This window comes from Flavobacterium aquicola, assembly GCF_003385115.1.
GTDB lineage: Bacteria > Bacteroidota > Bacteroidia > Flavobacteriales > Flavobacteriaceae > Flavobacterium > Flavobacterium aquicola.
The window spans coordinates 453,409-474,785 of the sequence record NZ_QUNI01000003.1 but is presented as its reverse complement, the minus strand read 5'-3'; the positions used below and the strand labels follow the sequence as shown (position 1 = coordinate 474,785).

At 33.6% G+C, this 21,377-nt stretch carries 14 protein-coding genes; 4 read left to right on the top strand and 10 right to left on the bottom strand.

Features of this window, described 5'->3' with window-relative positions:
* The first annotated feature begins 20 nt into the window (after positions 1-20).
* Positions 21-983 (top strand): App1 family protein, encoded by a 963-nt coding sequence (locus C8P67_RS07225; protein ID WP_115811814.1) that lies wholly within the window; start codon positions 21-23, stop codon positions 981-983.
* On the opposite strand, the gene C8P67_RS07220 is transcribed toward C8P67_RS07225, so the two are convergent.
* A complete protein-coding gene (locus tag C8P67_RS07220) occupies positions 978-2,891 on the bottom strand; it encodes an ABC-F family ATP-binding cassette domain-containing protein (RefSeq protein ID WP_115811812.1) in 1,914 nt (637 codons plus the stop codon). The two genes, C8P67_RS07225 and C8P67_RS07220, sit on opposite strands and share 6 nt — an antisense overlap.
* A 74-nt stretch (positions 2,892-2,965) precedes the next feature.
* Here C8P67_RS07220 and C8P67_RS07215 point away from each other — a divergent pair, with 74 nt between their 5' ends.
* Positions 2,966-3,349 carry a DUF983 domain-containing protein gene (locus tag C8P67_RS07215; protein WP_115811810.1) on the top strand — a complete coding sequence of 128 codons (384 nt, stop codon included), beginning with the start codon at positions 2,966-2,968 and terminating at the stop codon, positions 3,347-3,349.
* 3 nt (positions 3,350-3,352) lie between these two features.
* Here C8P67_RS07215 and C8P67_RS07210 read toward each other — a convergent pair whose 3' ends face one another.
* The 7 genes from C8P67_RS07210 to topA all read right to left on the bottom strand — a co-directional run bounded on the left by C8P67_RS07210 (position 3,353) and on the right by topA (position 13,228).
* Positions 3,353-4,405 (bottom strand): NAD(P)/FAD-dependent oxidoreductase, encoded by a 1,053-nt coding sequence (locus C8P67_RS07210; RefSeq protein WP_115811808.1) that lies wholly within the window; start codon positions 4,403-4,405, stop codon positions 3,353-3,355.
* An 80-nt stretch (positions 4,406-4,485) separates the two neighbouring features.
* Positions 4,486-5,475, bottom strand: coding sequence for a type IX secretion system ring subunit PorN/GldN (porN, locus tag C8P67_RS07205; RefSeq protein ID WP_115811806.1), 990 nt, complete (start codon positions 5,473-5,475; stop codon positions 4,486-4,488).
* A 55-nt stretch (positions 5,476-5,530) separates the two neighbouring features.
* On the bottom strand, positions 5,531-7,090 hold the full coding sequence (gene porM, locus C8P67_RS07200) for a type IX secretion system motor protein PorM/GldM (protein WP_115811804.1): 1,560 nt from the start codon (positions 7,088-7,090) through the stop codon (positions 5,531-5,533).
* Positions 7,091-7,138: 48 nt separating this feature from the next.
* On the bottom strand, positions 7,139-7,768 hold the full coding sequence (gene porL / locus C8P67_RS07195; RefSeq protein WP_115811802.1) for a type IX secretion system motor protein PorL/GldL: 630 nt from the start codon (positions 7,766-7,768) through the stop codon (positions 7,139-7,141).
* Positions 7,769-7,828: 60 nt separating this feature from the next.
* A complete protein-coding gene (gene porK, locus C8P67_RS07190; RefSeq protein WP_115811800.1) occupies positions 7,829-9,232 on the bottom strand; it encodes a T9SS ring complex lipoprotein PorK/GldK in 1,404 nt (467 codons plus the stop codon).
* 267 nt (positions 9,233-9,499) lie between these two features.
* Positions 9,500-10,651 carry a formimidoylglutamase gene (locus tag C8P67_RS07185; protein ID WP_115811798.1) on the bottom strand — a complete coding sequence of 384 codons (1,152 nt, stop codon included), beginning with the start codon at positions 10,649-10,651 and terminating at the stop codon, positions 9,500-9,502.
* A 57-nt stretch (positions 10,652-10,708) separates the two neighbouring features.
* On the bottom strand, positions 10,709-13,228 hold the full coding sequence (topA, locus tag C8P67_RS07180; RefSeq protein WP_115811796.1) for a type I DNA topoisomerase: 2,520 nt from the start codon (positions 13,226-13,228) through the stop codon (positions 10,709-10,711).
* Positions 13,229-13,913: 685 nt separating this feature from the next.
* On the opposite strand from topA, the gene C8P67_RS07175 reads away from it, so the two are divergent.
* Complete coding sequence (locus C8P67_RS07175; protein WP_115811794.1) at positions 13,914-15,494, top strand: glycerol-3-phosphate dehydrogenase/oxidase; 1,581 nt, start codon at positions 13,914-13,916, stop codon at positions 15,492-15,494.
* A gap of 90 nt (positions 15,495-15,584) precedes the next feature.
* Here C8P67_RS07175 and C8P67_RS07170 read toward each other — a convergent pair whose 3' ends face one another.
* Positions 15,585-17,738: a hypothetical protein gene (locus C8P67_RS07170; protein ID WP_147298206.1), complete on the bottom strand. Its 2,154-nt coding sequence runs from the start codon at positions 17,736-17,738 to the stop codon at positions 15,585-15,587.
* A 29-nt stretch (positions 17,739-17,767) separates the two neighbouring features.
* Positions 17,768-19,687, bottom strand: coding sequence for a transglutaminase domain-containing protein (locus C8P67_RS07165; RefSeq protein WP_115811790.1), 1,920 nt, complete (start codon positions 19,685-19,687; stop codon positions 17,768-17,770).
* 228 nt (positions 19,688-19,915) lie between these two features.
* On the opposite strand from C8P67_RS07165, the gene miaB reads away from it, so the two are divergent.
* Positions 19,916-21,361, top strand: a complete 1,446-nt coding sequence (miaB, locus tag C8P67_RS07160; protein WP_115811788.1) for a tRNA (N6-isopentenyl adenosine(37)-C2)-methylthiotransferase MiaB — start codon at positions 19,916-19,918, stop codon at positions 21,359-21,361.
* Positions 21,362-21,377: the final 16 nt, after the last annotated feature.

Genomic DNA, 21,377 nt, shown 5'->3' with positions numbered 1-21,377 from the left:
TCTATAAAAGTACATAATTAATGAAACCAATTTTACAATTATATCGAGGTTATGCCAATGAACAAGAATTAATTGTAATGGGACATGTTTTTAAAAAAGGATACGATTACGATTTCCAAAAAAAAAGTTTTAAAAATGCCACCTCTATAGTTAATCTTTTTCAGGTCAAAACGATTAAAAATTTTGATGTTTATCTCAAATATGGAGATTCAACAATCCATACTAAAACTTTAGATGACGGTTATTTTAATTTTTGTATTCCGCTTGAAAAAGAATTTGGTTTTGGATGGATGGAATATGAAGTGAGCATTAAACATGCAAATCAAAATATTAGTTCAACTGGCAGTTTCATTAGACCTCACAAAGGAAATCTTGGAATTATATCTGATATTGATGATACTTTTTTAGTTTCGCACACGAATAACTTCTTCAGAAAAATTTACATTTTATTATTCCGAAATGTGAATAAACGTAAAATATTCAAAGATGTTGTTCCTCATTACCAAGCGTTGAGTTCTGCCGGCAGAAACAACAATGATGAACAAAATGCTTTTTTTTATATTTCTAGCAGTGAATGGAATTTATATCGTTTTATTGTAAAGTTCACAAAAATTCATCAACTGCCAAGAGCTGTTATTTTATTAAAAGATATTAAAACTGGTCTTGCCGATTTTTTTATGAGCGGAAGAGGGGATCACAATCATAAATTTGAAAAAATAAAACACGTTTTGGAGTTCTATCCCAATCTGAAATATGTGTTATTAGGAGATGACTCGCAACACGATCCGATGCTATACGAACGAATCTGCAAAATATTCCCTGTTACCGTAAAAGCGGTTTACATTAGACAAACGGGCCAAAATCAAAAAGAAACCACAAGATCAATTCTAAAGAACTTAGAAAACCTTGAAGTTTCTGTTTGTTATTTTAAAGACAGTAGTGAAGCCATCATGCATTCTAAATCAATTGGACTGATTTTATAAACCTGCATTATCAATTTCTTCCTGAACAATTTCCCAATCCAAAAGCAATTGATCTAAATCAGCTTTTTTCTTGTTGTATGCAGTAAAAAAAGAAGCGTCTTCTATATGCTTATCATAATTCGAAGCCAGCATTTTATCATCGTGCTGAATATCTTTTTCCAATTGCTTGATTTGGCTTTCAACCTTGCTCAATCTATTTTGCAAAGCTTTACCTTTTTTCTGATCTTCATAGGAAGATTTATTACTTTCTTTGGAAGCTGATGCTTTTGCAATATCTTTTTTCTCAACTTCACGCATGTTTTCAAGATTGCGCTGTTCCAAGAAATAATTAATATCGCCTAAATATTCTTTGATTTTTTGATCTTTAAATTCATAAACAATATTAGACATCCCCTGAAGAAAATCCCTATCGTGAGAAACCAGCAATAAAGTACCGCCAAATTTCTGCAAAGCGGCTTTCAAAACATTCTTGGACTTAATATCCAAGTGATTCGTCGGCTCATCCATCAGCAAAACGTTGATAGGCTGTAACAATAATTTACAAAGTGCCAAACGGTTTCGTTCGCCTCCGGAAAGCACTTTCACTTTCTTCTCGACATCATCCCCTCGAAACAAAAAAGAACCGAGCATATCACGCACTTTCATACGGTTAGTATCAGTTGCAGCATCTTCCATTGTCTGCAATAAAGTAATCTCGCCATCAAGATACTCTGCCTGATTTTGAGCAAAATATCCTAACTGTACGTTATGACCTAATTTGATAGTTCCATCATATTCGAACTCATTAACAATAGCTTTAATAAAAGTAGATTTCCCTTGGCCGTTCTGACCGACAAAAGCAATTTTACTTCCTCTTTCTACTAATAAATCAATGTCTTTTATAATTACATGATCACCATACGCTTTCGTCACATTTTCTACTTCGACAACAACTTTTCCAGGCTCTTTTGAAACAGGAAATGAAATATTCATTACTGAATTGTCATCTTCATCAACCTCAATACGTTCGACTTTGTCAAGCTTTTTAATTAAAGACTGTGCCATAGAAGCCTTAGAAGCTTTTGCTCTAAACTTTTCTATTAACTTCTCGGTTTCTTCAATTTTCTTGGCTTGATTCTTTTGAGTTGCCAATTGCTTTTCACGAATTTCATGGCGCAGTTCTAAATATTCAGAATATGGTTTATTAAAATCGTATGCTTTTCCTAACGAAATTTCAATTGTTCTGTTGGTAACATTATCCAAAAACATTTTATCGTGTGAAACGATTACTACGACACCAGGATAATTACGCAAAAAACTTTCTAACCAAATGATACTTTCAATATCAAGGTGGTTCGTTGGCTCATCCAGTAACAGTACATCATTATTCTGCAGAAGCAATTTTGCCAGCTCAATACGCATTCTCCAGCCTCCAGAGAAAGTTTCAGTCTGGTTATTGAAAACTTCTCTTTTGAAACCCAATCCTAATAATATTTTTTCGGTATCACCTACATAATTATAACCGCCCAACAAATCAAAACGATGTGTGTAGTCCGACAAGTCCTCTATGATTTGGCTATATTCTTCACTTTCATAATCGGTACGGGTCACTAATAAGTGATTAATTTCTTCGAGCTTCTTCTCAACTATCTTAATTTCTGTAAACGCTTCGTAGGCTTCTTCCAAAACAGTACGTCCGCGTTCAAAATCAATATCCTGACGCAGAAACCCCATTCGAATATCCTTCTCCTGAGAAATAACCCCTGAATCTGGCGCAAAATCTCTTGCCAGCATTTTGAGCATAGTAGATTTTCCTGCACCATTCTTCCCCACTAGACCAACTCGGTCTCCAGCTCCTAAACGAAAAGTTACTTCTTCAAACAAATAAGAGCCACCAAACGAAACCGATAAATTATGTATATTAAGCATGTATTAATTATTTTATTCCTTTATGTATTAGTAAATTTGTCATCACTTGATACAACAAATTATTTATTTTGCAAATGTTAAAAAAAGGATCCAAATTATATAGCATTTTAACAGGAACTTGTCCGAAATGCATGAATGAGAGCATGTATACAGATCAAAACCTGTTACATATTGGTTCAGTGCTCAAAATGCATGAAAAATGCAGCCATTGCGGACTGAAATACCAAATTGAGCCTTCTTTCTTTTATGGAGCAATGTATGTCAGCTACGGATTGAATGTTGCAGTCGGAATTGCTGCTTTTATAGTTTCTTATCTATTTTTGGGAGCAGACATTCAAACCTCTTTCATTACAATTATCGTTACCTTAATTTTATTATTCCCGATTGTTTTGCGTTTATCTAGGAATATATATATCAATATGTTTGTTTCCTATGATCCAACAACAAAAAAGAATTAAAAACTACTTTTTCCGTTTGTTGTAAAATCGAAGAATATCAATTTCCTTATCAAGCGAAACATCGCTTTCGATTTTATCAAATAATGCTTTAGCCATTGCTGGTCCTAGCATTACTCCCCGTGTCCCCAAACCGTTCAACACATGCACATTTTTATAATCCTTATGAGTTCCTACTAAAGGTCTCCTATCTTTTACAGTTGGCCTGACTCCTGCATAATGTTCTACTATTTCAAACTCACAGGAAATAATCTCTTTAATCCTGTCTGTCAATTCTATTCTTCCTTCCTCAGTAGGTAGATCCGTTTTGTCTTTCCAATTATAGGTTGCTCCCACTTTAAACAAATCATTTCCTAATGGTAAAATAAAAACACTGGTATTCACTATAACATCAAGTTCCAGATTAGGTGCTTTAATTATAAATAGTTCTCCTTTCGTTCCATCTAATGGAAGTTCATTAAAAAAAGGATTTGCATGAAGACCAAAACCCTCTGCAAAAACAACATGTTTAGCTTCAAGATCCCTATATATCAATCTGTCATTTTCAATAATTAAAGCATCATAATCAAACGATTCTAACTTTAAAAGATTTAAAGACTCGAGATATTCCTGATACTTGGATAATAATAATGCTGTATCAACAAATCCAGTCTGCAATACTTCACCATAACCATAGGGAGAATCGATGCCACCGTATTTATTAAAACATAAAGAAGTAGATAAAAAGGGAGCAAGGGCTACTTTGTCAGAAGCTGCAAACCAATTATTCTGCTCTTCAATAGAAAAAAACTTTCTTAATATAGGTGTTTTAAAATCGAACTTATCATGTATTCTATTACTCAAATTAGAATAAAAATCAGCCATTAATTCCAATTGTTCCTGAGCTCCCCATACTTCACTAAACCGTTTTAAAATAACAGGATTATATAATCCTCCGGCAATTTTAGACGAATTTTGAGAGTCATTATTAAAAACTACAAAACTTTTCTCTTGCTTAAGAGCAGTCTCACAGAATGAAATCCCAGCCAAACCAGATCCAACAATTATATAATCAATCATGAATAATAAAAAATATTTAAACAAACAAAAAAACTCTTACTTGAATAAAGTAAGAGTTTCTTTCAAAATTATTTATGAAATTAGTAATTCCACATGTCGTGCTCAAAATCACGAATTTTATCTTTAATTCTGTCTGATTCCAATAATTGGTTCAAAGCATTTTCATTCACATACTCTGTAATCAAACGGTCACCATAAACATTTTCTTCTTTGTAAATGACACCACTAAATTGACGTGAATCTAAAATCCTGTCAAAAGAGATCGGCATAGAAGAATTCTTTTCATTGAATGCTAAATACTGGTGTAGGTAATCGCGAATGGATGGATAAAAAATCCAAAATAAATCAATATAATCAGGATTCTCACTTCCAACCTCTCTTGCCTCAGGAGCAATTGGACAAATACCTAATAAACGATACTTTAATTCACTCTGACGTTTGTCAAAATACCAATATCCTTTTAATTTATAACCAGTAATATCTTGCGATGTAAGTTCTCTTTTATCAATAAACTGCGGATCTAAAACTTTAGCAACAGGAACAGTAGCAGGACCAACAACTTTTACTTTTTTACCTTTAACAGTTTTATAAGTAATCGAGGGTTTAGCTTTTGGATAATACAAATCTCTATTGGCATTTACTTCTTCTCTACCAGCATTTGTGGTATCAATGTAAGTAAAAGAACTGCTCATATCTTTGAATGTTTTTTTTGTATTAAAATAATCATCAGCATATACTTCAGTTATTTTATTAGCTTTAATACCTTTAATTAAAACATCAAATAATGATCTTCTGTCTTTTCCTATATTAGTAGAATCGATTGGAAAATAAAGAGGGAAATTAAATCTTTCACTCAAATCTACTATTTCCCAAGTAGTTTTTCCCATTAATATATCTCTATCATCTACATAACCATAAGCTAAAGGCTTATCATTATCAAGAGACACTTGAGATTTAGTTTTTACACCAATTTGCTCAGGTGTTTTAGCATTAAGCAAATTAGACTGTGCAAATGAAGAAAAACTCCCTGCAACTAATGCAATAACTACTACTAAATTTTTAGTCTTCATCTTATTAATTATTAAGTTATTTAAGTTAATGAAATTTGAAATTTCAACTTAAATATTATTGTATTTCGTAAATTACTACTGCTGTTCTTGAAAGCATAATATCAGAACCTACCAATTTAGTTTTGATATCAGAAATGGTAACTTGATCTCCTCTTGTTGCTCTTGCTAAAGCTGTTTTACATTGTGCATTAACTCTGTCACCAGACACGATTACCGCCGCTTGACCAGCAACTTTTAAAGTAAATCCAACAACATTCAAGTTAACATTAAAATCAAAATCTGGTAATTTAGCAGAGATTTGTGAAACTTCTAAACGAGATTTAGCTCCTTTAACAATTCCCATTTCACCACCAATAGCACCAACTGGAGCAGGAATACCTTTAATTCTAAAAGATCTTTTATCTGACACCTTTGAACCATCAGGCAATGTTCCTGTAACGTTAATTACAACTTCAGAACCTTGACCAGGGTTCATGTTATAACTTCCTGCTTTACCAGCAGAAGATAATCCTGGTGCAGAAGCACTAACTTTATCAGGAGAAATTCCTGCGAAAGAAATTGTCATCGGATTAATAACACCTCTGTATACTACATTCATTTTATCAGCAGAAATAGTAGCTGAGTTTGGTTTTGGTACAACTACATAGTTTCCTAAAATTGGAATTGCAACTGGTTTCCCGTCTTCCATAAAAGTAAAGTTACCATTGATGTCGTGTTCTCCAACATTTCCAGCACCAAAACTAAAATCAACTTGACCATCATGCAATGCTGTTGCTAAATTTAAATTCCCTCCGTTAACAACAACTTTAGTTGGAACTGTAGATTTATCAAAACGTCCTAAAACAATTTTTCCTTTTACAGCTTCTCCAGCAAAGAAAGCAGATTTTTCAGGGATAACAATAGCAGTATAATTTTTCATCGATGCAGCAGCAACAGCTGTTGAACCAGTTAATCTTCCTAAAATTTGGTTTTCAATCGTATTAACATCATTTTGAATAGCTGTTAATTTTGCAACTGAAGCAATTAATGGAAAATGTTTAAAATTATAATCTAAATTATTTTTAGTAATACCTTCTTTATCTTTAACATCACCTGTATTAAACTTAGTATTAAACTCAGTTAAAATGTCTTGAAATTTAGGATCTGTACCTAAAGCGGCTTTAATTGATGCTTTATAAGTTTCTACAGCAGCAGCAACTTCTTTACCTTTAGCTGATAAACCATCACCACTGAACCAAGATTCATCTAACTTAGATGAGTTATCCATTTTCTCATATGGCAATTTTCCATCTGGCTCTTTCTCAACATCTTTAGTCAAGTCTACTTTAAGAGACTGAACATATTTGTAGAAAGTAGTAGTAGCACTTGCAACTTTTTTACCAATTTCATTCGGTACTTTATATTGCTCTGGTTTATCTTGTGCTTTAAGATCTAAATCAGCTAAAATAGCTTCATTTGAAGTTAATGCTAAACCATTTGCAGTTTCGAATCTTTCGTTTATTAATCCAAAAGCAGATAAAACTTCTTTGGACATATTTAATGCTAACATTGCAATGAAAACCAAATACATAAGGTTAATCATCTTCTGTCTAGGGGTTAATTTTCCTCCTGCCATTTTTTCTAATTAGTTTATTATTAAAATTAAATATAGTTAAAAAACTAATTATCCTTTATTACTCATTGCAGAAAGCATTCCGCCATAAACATTATTCAAAGAAGCAATATTAGCAGTCATAGATTGCATTTGCTCTTTTAATTTACTTGCATTTTCAGCTATTTCTTTATTTGCTTCAGCATTTCTAGAAGCACTTTCTAATTGTACTTTGTAAAGACTATTTAAAGATTCCATTTGTGCAGCTGCCATAGATAGTTCTTCACTATATTTTTTTGTTGCAGCGATTGAATCAACAGTTGGAGAAATATTTCTTGAAGCTGATTCAAAATTACGAATACTGCTTCCTAAGCTATTCATTAATTCACCATCGATTTTTGCTTCTTTTAATAAAGCATCTAATTTTGAAGATAACATTCCATCTGCATCGTCAGAAACAACTTCTTTTTTTACTGCTTTTTCACCACCAGCTAATTCTGGATATACTAAAGACCAATCCAATTCGTGATCAACAGGTTCAAATGCTGAAAGAGCAAAAATAAAAGCTTCAGTACAAAGACCAATTATTAATAATTCACTTGCTCCAGGATAATGCTGTATTTTAAAAAGTGCTCCAATAATTACTACTGCCGCTCCCATACCATAGGTGAAATTCATTGCTTTTTTGCTCAATAATGCCATCTTTTAAAAATTTTAAAGTTAATTTATAGGTTATTTTTATTAATTGATTTAAGGGAATATTTATTTTTTGCCGTTTTTAGTTGTTTGAGTTCCCATATAATCCTGCACGGTTCTAAAACCAATATAACTTCTTGCAGAATCAGAATACTCGAAAGCGCGGGTACTAACTTGTAAGAAATAAGAAACATCTTTCCAAGATCCTCCTCTTACAACTTTACGCTTGTTAGAATTATCTATAATTGCTGGATTCATAGTAGACATGAATTCATATGAATTTGAATCGTAAGCAGAATCAGTCCATTCAGAAACATTACCTGCCATATTATACAAATTATAACCATTTTGTTCGTAAGACTTCGCTTCAACAGTATATAATGCCTGATCAGCTGCATAATCTCCTCTATTAGGTTTGAAATTAGCTAAGAAACAGCCTCTATCACTTTTTGTATATGGTCCACCCCAAGGAAAAGTAGCAGATTCTAAACCTCCTCTTGCAGCATATTCCCATTCAGCCTCAGTAGGCAGTCTGAATGAATTTACATTATCATAATGACTTTTCTTAGATTTTAAATAACTATTTTTATTCAATGTTCTCCATTCACAAAAAGCTTTGGCTTGCTTCCAAGTAACACCTACCACAGGATATTCTCCGTAAGCTTTGTGCCAAAAATAATCATTATGCATTGGTTCATTATAAGAATAGCTGAAATCCTTTATCCAAACAGTAGTATCAGGATAAATCTTAACCTCTTCAGTTTTTAGAAAATCTTGTCTTTTACCGACTTTAGCTTTAGCGGCAGCTTGTATATCCATCCAAGTATAACGGAATTTAAGCTTATTTACGTCCATAGTTCGTAAACCATTATAGGAAGCTTCTAAAGGCAAATACATAGAATCCATTACTTCAACATAATATTCATCTGGGAATTTTTTAGAATCTTTTATAAGTTTTGTCTTTTTATTTAATCTCTTATAAGCATTTGGATCCTTGTCTGTTCCGATACTATAATAGTTGTCAAACATGTATTTATCATACGCTGTCATTTTTTCTGTATCAGAGTCCTTGAATGAATAATCTGCTATGCTTCCAGTGTTTTTTCCTTTACCAGCTGCACCTGTCGCAGCACCTTGACCGCTGTCTTCCGCCAAAATAGCTAAACGCAGACGGATCGTAGAATCTTTTACCCATTCCACAAACTGACGGTACTCATTATTTGTAATTTCTGTTTCATCCATATAGAATGACCTAACAGTAACTGTTTTTGTTGGCGCATCACCAACATTAGCGACATCATCATCAGATTTACCCATGATATACGATCCACCAGGCACTAGTGTCATTCCATAAGGTTTTTCAGGATGCCATTTTGCTCCTTTTACACCAACCAACTCACCTTTGTCGCTTGATCTGCCACAGCTAATTAACACTGTTAAAATTGCCGTAAATGCAATGAAATTCTTCATAAAAATTGGGGTTATCTATTCATTATTATCAGACTGTAAACCTATTTATTTTTTATTTAAAAAACAATTTTTTTTAGAGTCTAAAATTATTGGGTCAAATGTATGTTAAAAATTCTTAAAAAAAAATAATTTATCGCTCAAGCGTTAAAAAAGAACGACAAAAAACACACTTTTAAAAAAATTGTAAGCATTACGTAATTATTTTAACTATTGCCATAAAATTAACATTTTTAATAAAAAATTGTTAATTTAAAAAATGTTAAATTTTTATACGTTGTTTTTACGCTGTGCTTTCCACCATCTTTCTGGCATTTCTTGGTTACAAGCTGCCAAATATTCCTCGTACGAACACGGTAATAACGTGTTTTTCTTTAATTTATTGCTTACACTTACTATGTAAGGTATCTCAATCCACCATCGATCTGTTTTATCACTTTTATAAAAGACTAAATCCTCTTCTTCCAGTGGCACAATATACTTTAAATAATTATCTCTGCTTCCAAAAGGGTATTCATTTGAACGATAATGATACCCTTCAATGAAGTACCAGCAAATTTGAGCAATAATTACTGATTCCTGCCGTGAATTATTATGATTAAAAACACCGAATGACGTTACTTTATCACTTATACCAGCATATCTAGCCAAAGAACATATTTCTTTCCCATTAAAACCATTTGGATTAAAAGCAGCAAAATTACCCGAATCGGAAGATTTTACAGCATTTAAATCGATACTCACTAAATCAGCATCTCTAAAAACGGGTTCTGAAATCGAAATGTTACTTGAAACCTCACCTAATCGATAGGCATCAAAAAACAATTTTTCAATCAAATCTATTTCCTCTTGGGAATTATAATATGTTTGATATCCAATATTACAAAAATTAAACAAGTTATTGGGTTCATCAATAATAATTTTTGTTAAAAAAGAATTAGCACTGATATCTTGATTTTCTTTCCCAAAATCAAACTTACTATCTATAGAAACCAAGTTAACCATTTGCTCCAAATCATCATAAGCTCTATAAAGCGCATAGGTTATATCTTGCGACCCGCCTATGATTATTGGAATAATTTTCCTTTTTATTAAACCAGAAGTTATTTTTTTTACTGCAAAATAGGTATCCTCTACTGAATTACCAGCAAGGACATCGCCTAAATCACCAATACTTACCTTCCAATTACCTGGAAACATACCGTACAATTCTTTTCGTACAGCATTTAAATCTACATCTGTTTTTGCATTTCGGTCTCCTCTATTATCAAGCACACCGATAATTGCAATACTAATTCTATCTAAATCAGGAACTGAGTCATCTGTATGTAATACAATTTTACTGCCCAAATGCTGCGCAGACAATTCGTGTATGTACTTTAGTATTTCATTATTTAATGGTACTAAAAAATCAAACTCCATCTTTATACTTATTTCTATTGCCTTAGAAAAATCTAAGATTAATTGAATCTAACTTATTTATTTCTTTTTAACCGCTGCTTTTTTAACGGCAGGCTTCTTAGCTGCAGCTGTTTTTTTTGCAGCCACCTTTTTTGCCGGAGTCTTTTTAGCAATCATTTCCTGTACTTCAGCCAATGTTAATTTTGTTGCATCGACATCCTTACTTAGTTCAATTTTTATCTTCCCTTTTGTAATCACTGAGCGTCCCCAGCGTGCTTTCTCTACTAGTATCCCTTCTTCTTCCCAATTATGAAGCACTTTATCAATATTTTTCTGCAGTTTATCTTCAATCAAAGCTTCTACATCTGATTGTGAAAGATTATCAAAATTATATTTCTTGCTTACGTTTATAAAAATACCATTCCATTTTATAAACGGACCAAAACGGCCAGTCCCTTTTTGAACACCTTCTCCTTTATAAACAGCAATCGGCGCATCAGCAATAGCTTTTTCATCAATTAGCTCCTGAGCTCTAACCATTGAAACATCAAGCGGGTCTTCTCCTCTTGGCAGTGAAATAAAAACACTTCCGTGTCTCACATAAGGACCATAACGACCATTACTAACTTCTACTTCTTCTCCTTTATATACACCTAAATTCTTTGGAAGCAAAAACAGGTTTAAAGCTTCTTCCAAAGTAATATTACCAATATTTTGTTCATGTCTAAGACTGGCAAACTTTTTATCTTCATCTTCTGCATCTCCAATTTGAGCCATTGGTCCAAATTTACCTAAACGAACCGAAACTGGCTTACCCGATTCTGGATGGACACCTAGGATGCGTTCTCCGCTTTCCCTATCGGCATTTGCCTCAACATCTTTTACCGTAGGGTGAAATTGATTATAGAACTCCTGCATCATCTTAGTCCACTCAATATTTCCTTCGGCTATTTCGTCAAAATCATGTTCTACTTTGGCAGTAAAATTATAGTCCAAAATGTTTCCAAAATTCTTAACTAAGAAATCGGTAACAATCGTTCCGATATCAGTAGGCACAAGCTTTCCTTTATCAGAACCTGTATTTTCCTTTAGCAACTTCTCGTTTATCTTATCGGATTGCAGAGTCAATTGAGTATAATTTCTTTCCTGACCCTCTAAATTTCCTTTTTCAACATAATTTCTGTTGATGATAGTAGAAATAGTTGGTGCATAAGTTGAAGGACGGCCAATTCCCAGCTCTTCTAATTTTTTCACCAAAGAAGCTTCTGTGTATCTGGCAGCAGCTCTGGAATATCTTTCGGTTGCAGTAATATAATTATTTTGAAGTTTCTCATTCACTTTCATCGCAGGAAGCATTCCTTCTTGCTCTTCTTCATCGTCATCATGTCCTTCAAGATAGACTTTTAAAAACCCTTCGAAAAGCAAAACCTCTCCCGAAGCAGTAAAAATTTCATCGTGATTATTGGCTTCAATTTTAACGTTAGTACGTTCCAGCTTAGCATCACTCATTTGGGAAGCTAAAGTTCTTTTCCAGATTAAATCATACAAACGGGCTTGATCTCTGTCAATATCCACAGTGTGGCGAGACATATCCGTAGGACGGATCGCTTCGTGCGCTTCCTGTGCTCCTTTGCTTTTATTTACAAAAGTACGGGGAAACGAAAATTCTTTTCCGTAAGATTTAATGATTTCTGCCTGAGCCGCATCCATAGCATCCTTGGATAAATTTACACTATCCGTTCTCATATAGGTGATAAGTCCAGCTTCATACAAACGCTGAGCTAACTGCATAGTAATTCCAACAGGCAGATATAATTTCCTGGCAGCTTCCTGCTGTAAAGTAGAAGTCGTAAATGGAGCTGTCGGAGATTTTTTGGTAGGTTTAGTTTCTAAATCTGCTACCTTATATTTAGAACCGATATTTTGTTTTAAGAAATCTTCGGCTTCTTTTTTAGTATTAAAATTTTTTGGGAGTTTTGCTTTGAAAGATTTCCCGCTTTCATTTGTAAACTCAGCCACAACTGAATAAGATGCAACAGGGGTAAAATTTTGAATTTCACGTTCTCTCTCTACAATCAATCGAACAGAAACCGATTGCACACGACCAGCTGACAAACCGCCTTTTACTTTTCTCCAAAGAACCGGTGACAATTCATACCCAACTAAACGGTCCAATACTCTTCGAGCCTGCTGCGCATTTACTAAGTTATAATCAATTTCACGAGGCTTATCAATCGCTTTAAGAATTGCGGTCTTAGTAATCTCATGAAAAACAATACGTTTGGTTTTCTCTTTTTTAAGTTTCAATTCTTCCGCCAAATGCCAAGAAATAGCTTCACCCTCGCGGTCCTCATCACTTGCTAACCATACCATATCGGCATTTTTAGCTAAAGTTTTTAACTTGGACACTAATGCTTTCTTATCTGAGGAAACTTCATATTTGGGTGTAAATCCGTTTTCTACATCAACACCTATTTCTTTTGAAGGTAAATCGGCGATATGACCATAACTAGACTCCACCTGATATTCACTTCCTAAAAATTTCTCGATTGTTTTCGCTTTAGCGGGGGACTCAACTATCACTAAATTCTTTGCCATTTTGCTTTTGTTTGAATCGCAAAAGTAATTTTTTTTTTTAAATATCAGCCTTTCATTGATTTTAAATGCACTTTAAATGTGAGAAACAATCAATATTTAGTACCAAAAACAAATTATTCATCAACTTACAGCCATAAACGCATTAATTATATTTATAAAACAATAACAAACTGAAAACTGTACTATTTGTTTTTAAAAAATATCATTCTGTATCGAAATAACCCCCATTTTTGAGGTCTGGAACGTCAAATTTGTCGTCGAGAACCCAATGCATGGCGTTATACAACCCCATTTTTGACCTCTGGAACGCCAAATTTGAGGTCGAGAACCTTATGCATGGCGTTATACAACCCCATTTTTGACGTCTGGAACGCCAAATTTGACGTCAAGAACCCCATGCATGGGGTTCCTGACGTCCTACATGAGGCACTGCTGTAAAAACATCAAATAGAAAAACTATTATTGTAATTACATTATCATGTGTGTTTGAAGAAATTTAGATAGTTTATTTCAAAATTAGTTTCACCAGATATTTTTTTAGGCCTAATTTTTAATTTATAATCGGTAAATCTTTATACCTATATATAATACCCAATTCAGAATTAGTTTTTCCAAAAGCAAAACCATTTAATTATTTCATTAAATTTACTACCAACAGCCAAACCTAAACTGACACAAAACTAGAATGAATCGAAAGGAACAGCTAAACAAACTCGCGGAAGAAGTAACTTGGGACATCATAATTATTGGCGGAGGTGCAAATGGACTAGGCACAGCTGTTGATGCTGCCAGCAGAGGTTTTAAAACAATACTTCTGGAAGCAATAGATTTTGCAAAAGGAACTTCAAGCCGCAGCACCAAATTAATTCATGGAGGTGTTCGCTATCTGGAACAAGGAAATCTAGCCTTGGTTATAGAAGCTCTGAAAGAAAGGGGGTTGATGATGAAAAACGCCAGACATCTCGCGAAAAATGAATCGTTTATAATTCCAAATTACAACTGGTGGGGCGGTATATTTTATACTTTGGGATTAAAATTCTATGACCATTTAGCAGGCGACTTAAGTCTTGGGACTTCAAAATATTTATCCAAACAAAAAACAATAGAACAGCTGCCGTCGATAGAACAAAAAGGCCTGCGAAGCGGTGTACTCTATCACGATGGTCAGTTTGACGACTCTCGACTGGCAATTAATCTCGCGCAGACTGCAATAGAAAAAGGAGCTTGTGTCCTCAATCATTTTAAGGTTAGTGAACTATTAAAAGACAGCAAAAACAAAATCATTGGCATTATAGCTATCGATCAGGAAACTCAAAAAGAATATATAATTAAAGGAAAAGCTGTAATTAATGCAACGGGCGTTTTTACTAATGCAATCATGAAAATGAACGATACTGTGTACAAAAAGTATATTGTTCCTAGTCAGGGCATCCATTTAGTATTTGACAAATCATTTTTATCTGGTGACCATGCTTTAATGATTCCGAAAACGAGTGACGGAAGAGTTCTTTTTGCAGTACCATGGCATGATAAAATTGTAGTTGGAACTACCGATACCTTGGTCAAAAAATCAGATTTTGAACCAATAGCTTTAGAAGAAGAAATTACATTTGTACTGGAAACATCACAACGATATTTAACAAAAAAACCAACAAGGGCTGATGTTCTTTCTGTTTTTGCAGGATTAAGACCTTTGGTCGCACCCGAAAAAAAAGGGCAAAACACTAAAGAAGTTTCCAGAAGCCATAAAATTATAGTTTCTAAAACTGGATTAATCACTATCACTGGCGGTAAATGGACCACTTATCGAAAAATTGCTGAAGATATTATAGACAAAACAATAGAAGTACACAAATTACCAAAACGTAAATGCAAAACCAAAAATCTGCACATTCATGGAAATAGCAAAAACCGTGTAACCGATTTTAAAAATCATCTATCAGTTTATGGTACGGATGCCTCAGCTATTCTTCAATTGCAGAAAAGCGAACCAGCACTCAAACAAAACCTTCACCCTAACTATGATCACACCTTAGCCGAAGTGGTCTGGGCTATTCGAAATGAGATGGCAGCAACGATTGAGGACGTTTTGGCTAGACGTGTGCGTCTGCTGTTTTTGGATGCACGAGCCTCAATTGAATGCTCAAATAAAGTGGCGTATTTATTAGCAGAAGAATTAGGTCATGATGAAAATTGGATTCAAAATCAATTAGCCCAATTTAAGACTCTGGCAAATGGGTTTTTATTGAAAGAATTTCGGGTTTAATTAACCCTAATTACCTAACAGAAAGTCTTGTTTAAAAATTAAAAGCCCCAATAAATTGAGGCTTTTACTAAATTATCTGACCGTATAAACTTAAATTTTCTTTAACAGAATCTTTTCCTGAGAGAACTGATAGGCAGACTCTAGAAACGAAATGATTTTACTCCAATTACTGTTGGATTCATAATAATTATCATACTGTTTTACAACATCTATAATTAGCTTATCTCCTTTTACAACAGCCTTACTAGTAAATTTACCAGTTGTATTGGTTACATTCTTATTCAATTTATCTATTCCCGAAACAGAATATCCTTTTGGAATTTCAAAAACTATCTGATTTTCAAATCTTCTTGGAAAAGGCATATAAACATTGTTCTTACGTTCCAATTCTTTCTTGTCAATTTCAATTTGGTTTGTCAATATTTTTCCAATCTCAACAATATAGTTGCTTCCAGCTTTTTTGAGCAAATTGTTTTTTATGGCAAATTCTTCCTCACAAACCAAAGGAGTTTTGTCTCCAAATCTTCCAGTATTAATAACTTTCAGTATTGGATCTTCAATTTCAAATTCAAACTCTTCTGAAAGAGACTTTTTATAAGCTTCCTTATTTTTATCTTTTACCTTATTAACTAAGGCATCAAATTCCTTTTTGTATTGTAATTGTTTCTTTTTGCTCCCTACTCTATCCAAAATTCTTTCTGTTCCGTACTTCGAATAATCTTCATCAAGAAAATCATAAAACTTCACCTTTTCATTCTGCTCATCCTTTTTAAAATGACCAAAAAAAGATGAATTTCTTTTTACGTTCAAAGCAGAAAAATCTCCATTTAATGAAACTTCAGAAACTACCTTAGTCACATTATCATCTGCAGTTGTTGATGGTAAAGTGGTAAAATCGGCCTTTGTGATCTTTTTATTTTTTTCTATTTCTAATATGTAAGCTTTTGTGTTTTCCAGACTAGGGTCAAAACTTCCTGCATCAGTAAAAGAATCAAAATACTCCAAATAAATAGGTGTTTTGGTATTTACTCTCACCAATACCTTCACGTTTTCACGGATAAGCAAATCTTCTAATGCGCCATTTTCCCTACCGGTTCCCAAAACAATATCGTAATCAATTTTATTGTCTTTAAGAAAAAGCATAAAATACTGAATAAACCTCTGCTGACTGGATAAATAAACCTCATCTTTAAACAAACCGAAAGGATAAAAAATATTTGCATCTTCAATGATTGCTGCTTCAATATACTGTGTGTAAAAACTGTGTCTTGCAAAATTGTAAACCGCTCTTATTTTATCTTCATCACTGTCAAATTTTTTGCCTTTCAGAAAAACATCTACTGGTTTTAACTCTCCAGATGCCGAATATTTTTCTTTGTAATATTTAAAAATATCATCTTTGCTGACTGTTTGTTTCAAATAAGTATCTTCCTCCGGCAAAAAGACATCAGCCCATTTGTAACTGGCAAACCCGCCATTTCTGGCAAAATAAATCTGAAATTTATAGCAGGGTAATTCTACAAATGGATAAAACCATCTTGGAAAATCATTTTTTTCAATGTCTTTGGCTTCCAATACATATTCCTTAATATATTTCTTCTTTCCTATAATTTCCTTAAATTTTGGAGCACCATTATAACTGTTTAGATTTACATAGAAATCATTCTCTGCAATAAGAGAAATCTTCTTATTCATAACCGGATAAACATCGCCCAAAGTATTTTCGACAGCATTAAATGTTTTATAAGTGGCCACAAAAGGCTCAAGACTGTAGAAATAGTAATCTAAGATATCGCCAATTTCCAAATTGGTAATGGCTATTTTTTTCTCATCATCCAGCTTTTTTGCTTCCTTTTCCACATCTACTTCAATTTCCTTTCCGTTTTGTTTGATGATTTTCACACCAAAAAAAACGCTCCCTTTTTTGTGAGAATAACCCAGTTTTGAATAGAACTTATCATTAAATGAAAATTCCGAAAATTCCTTTACTGCGGCTTGATCCTGGAGTTTTAGCCTTTTTCTAATTGCAGAAGTGTAAACCACACTGGACCCAGAGTTTTTGTAATTATAATATTCATATTTATAAATTACGACCGCCGATTCGTTTTTCCATTTCTCTGGAGTATTGGTTTCGTTTTTATAAATATCAGATTTACCCCAAAACATTTCCCTTATTTCATTCTTGTCTTGAGAATAAATTGCCGAGCAGATTAGAGTAAAAAGTAAAAGTAATTTAATTTTCATAGTAGGTTTGTTATTTTATAGTAAGCTTATTATTTTACAAGTGTAATTTGCTGATTGTAAATAGCATTTAATTTTTTATTGAAGTTATTCCATTTGGTAATGTCACTCACTTTTATGACTGCATTTTTAAAATTAAACACCTTTTTGTACACAATGGAATTTCCAATTTGCTGGAATGTTATCTGTACTGAAAAATCCTTTTCCTGAATACTTAAATTCTCTGGCAGCTTTGTTACTTTATATCCTTTTGGAACTTCTAATGTTACATTCGATTCATAATCCGTTTTATATCTAAACTGGTAATCTGTTTTTCGGTCTTTTAAATCAAACAGTTTATATTCATTCATATATTCCAAGTCAACATAAATTTCATTTTCAAAACCCGAAACTTTATTAGAAACTGACACATTATAATCGAGCGTTAACTTTTGATCTCTATTTTTTAAATCCGAAGTTTTGATGGCGCTGACTTCAATGTTCTTATCACTTTTGGACAAATAACGCTCTAAGGTCTCTTTTTTATCATTGTTTTGAAAAGATTGGTAAATGTCCAAAAACTGTGTCCGGCTTTCTCCAACAAATTCTTTATGACTGGTACCAACTAATTTTTCGCCATCGATTTTCAATTTAACTGTAAAAGCTTCTTTGTTTGCTTCGCTCGTCGATAAAGGAATTTTTTCAATTATAAAATCATCTCCGTTTTCGATCATTACTTCTTTGCCTTGAATCCGTTCGGCATATTCACCAAGCGAATTGTACTTTTCGGTTCCGTCTATAAAATACTTTTTTCCTTTATAAAACAAAGTGCATATCATATGATTATCAACCGCAACCGAAGGCGTGGAATAATCATAAGCAATATGTTTTGTCCCAATCCAGGTCAATCGGGCATCAAAACCTGCCAGTTTTAGCATCTGCTTATTCAAATTAGCCATTCCTTTGCAGTCACCATATCTTTTTTCAAAAACATTATTAGATTCATCAGGCTTGAAACCTGCAATTCCGTCTTCAAAAGCAATGTATCTGATGTTGTCCTGAACCCAGTAGTAAATATTTTTTATTTTTTCCTCGTCAGTTTTGGCATTGGCAGTCAATTCTTTTACTTTTTCCTTCATGACATTTGGATCGTCCTTCATCATATCGATCAATGACTTATACCATTTATAAAGATCAGCGGTAGAATTGAACAGTGGCGTCACAGTCTCTTTATTTTTAAAAGACTTAGCAATTAATAAAATGTGCGGATACAAATAACTTTTTCCTGGAGTATTTTCTTCCTTTGTAAAAGCAGGCATGTTGCTCACAGTATACGTATAAGTAGTCGTGCTGTTAGCTGGATTGGGAACAGCGGTTTTCACTATGGAACCGGCCTCAAAATTGAATTCTTTGAGTTCTAAGTTCAGCCAATTAGGAACTGTAATATTTATCGTTTTCTTGATAACCGGATACTCGTCATTAAAATACAATGAAGTAAAATATTTAACATCCTCATATTTTTTTTCAAGCGAATAATTATAAGTATATCCCTGAACCGGAAAATCGACAGTCATATACATTACTTTGGCATCGTTATAAAACAAGTCATCATCTTTATAGAACTCATCCTTTACAGGAAAATAAGCTTCTTTCTGATTTCGGTATTTTAAACTGAAAGATTCGATTTTTGATTCACTGTCATAGAACTCATATTTATTGATGTCGGCTCTATGATTAATGTTCATCAAAAGTTCCTTGATGGAGTTTTTGACCTGTACTTTTGTTTTGGCTTTATTCAAATCAAAAGAAATGTTCTCGGTGCTTTCTAAAATGGCAATATCGTCTTTGTCATATTTTGCCCTAAGGGTTTTAGCCGAACTGATATCTTCTAAGGTAGGTTCTATGTTTTTTTGTCCAAATAGTGTGATACTAAAAAGAAAAATAAACAGTGTTTTTTTGGAGGAAAATTTCATTATTATATTTTGTCGAAATATACTGCATAAATTATTATCTGAAAAATAAAATTCTCAATTTTCAGAATTTTGACATATGATGTGTGTAACGATTAGTAATTCTTATTCTTAACCCCTTGTTCTATTTTCTTTATTCTATTTTCTCTTTACATTTTTTTGTTAATTCTTAGGCTGACATCTTGTCATAATCATCGTTTTTGCCTTATATTTGCGGTTTGAAAATGCCTTATGGAAAAGATAATTGAAGAAAGCAAACAAGGGAACAGCCTTGTCCTAGAACACAAACCAGAGAATTCCAAAAAACTCTTTATAGAAAGTTACGGCTGTGCGATGAATTTTTCGGACAGCGAGATTGTAGCATCGATTTTGTCGGATGGCGGTTATAATACAACTTCAGTTTTGGAAGAAGCTGATTTAGTTTTAGTAAACACCTGCTCTATCCGTGACAAAGCCGAGCAAACGATTCGTAAACGTTTAGAGAAATACAATGCTGTAAAACGTACAAACCCGAAGATGAAAGTTGGAGTTTTAGGCTGTATGGCTGAGCGTTTGAAAGAGAAATTTCTTGACGAAGAAAAAATAGTCGACCTTGTTGTAGGCCCAGATGCATACAAAGATTTACCTAATTTATTAAGTGAAGTTGAAGACGGCCGCGATGCGATAAATGTAGTATTGTCTAAAGAAGAAACCTACGGTGACATTTCTCCTGTTCGATTGATGAGCAACGGAATTACCGCATTGGTTTCTATCACTAGAGGCTGTGATAATATGTGTACATTTTGCGTGGTGCCTTTTACCCGCGGACGTGAGCGCAGCCGTGAACCGCAAAGTATCATGAACGAAATTCAGGATTTGTGGAATAAAGGATTTAAGGAAATTACGCTTCTGGGACAGAACGTAGACAGCTATTTATGGTATGGTGGCGGACTGAAAAAGGATTTTGTCAATGCAACCGAAATGCAAAAAGCAACGGCAGTAGATTTTGACCAGTTATTGGAAATGGTTGCGGTTGGTTTTCCTAAAATGCGTATTCGATTTTCGACTTCAAATCCGCAGGATATGCATGAAAGCATTCTGCATGTTATTGCGAAATACCCAAACATCTGCAAGCATATTCACTTACCAGTTCAATCAGGAAGCAACAGAATTTTGAAAGAAATGAACCGTCTGCACACGAGAGAAGAATACATGACTCTTATTGATAAAATTCGTTCTATTATTCCAGATGGTGCTATCTCACAGGACATGATTTCAGGTTTCCCAACAGAAACAGAAGAAGATCACCAAGATACTTTGAGTTTGATGGAATATGTAAAATATAATTTTGGTTATATGTACAGTTATTCGGAGCGTCCGGGAACTTTGGCAGGAAGAAAAATGGAGGATGATGTTCCTGAAGAAACAAAAGCGAGAAGATTACAAGAGATTGTGGACTTACAGCAAAAACACGCTTGGAGCCGTTCGGAAGAATATATTGGAAAAACAGTTGAAGTATTGGTTGAGAAAGTTTCAAAGAAATCTAAAGAAGAGTTTTCTGGACGAAATTCACAAAGTATCACAGTGGTTTTCCCGAAAGAGAATTTTAAAATCGGAGATTTTGTAAATGTGAAGATTACTTCCTGTACCTCTGGAACTCTGAAAGGTGAAGCGGTGGGATTGAGTGAAATGAATTAGAAAAGTTTGCCACAGA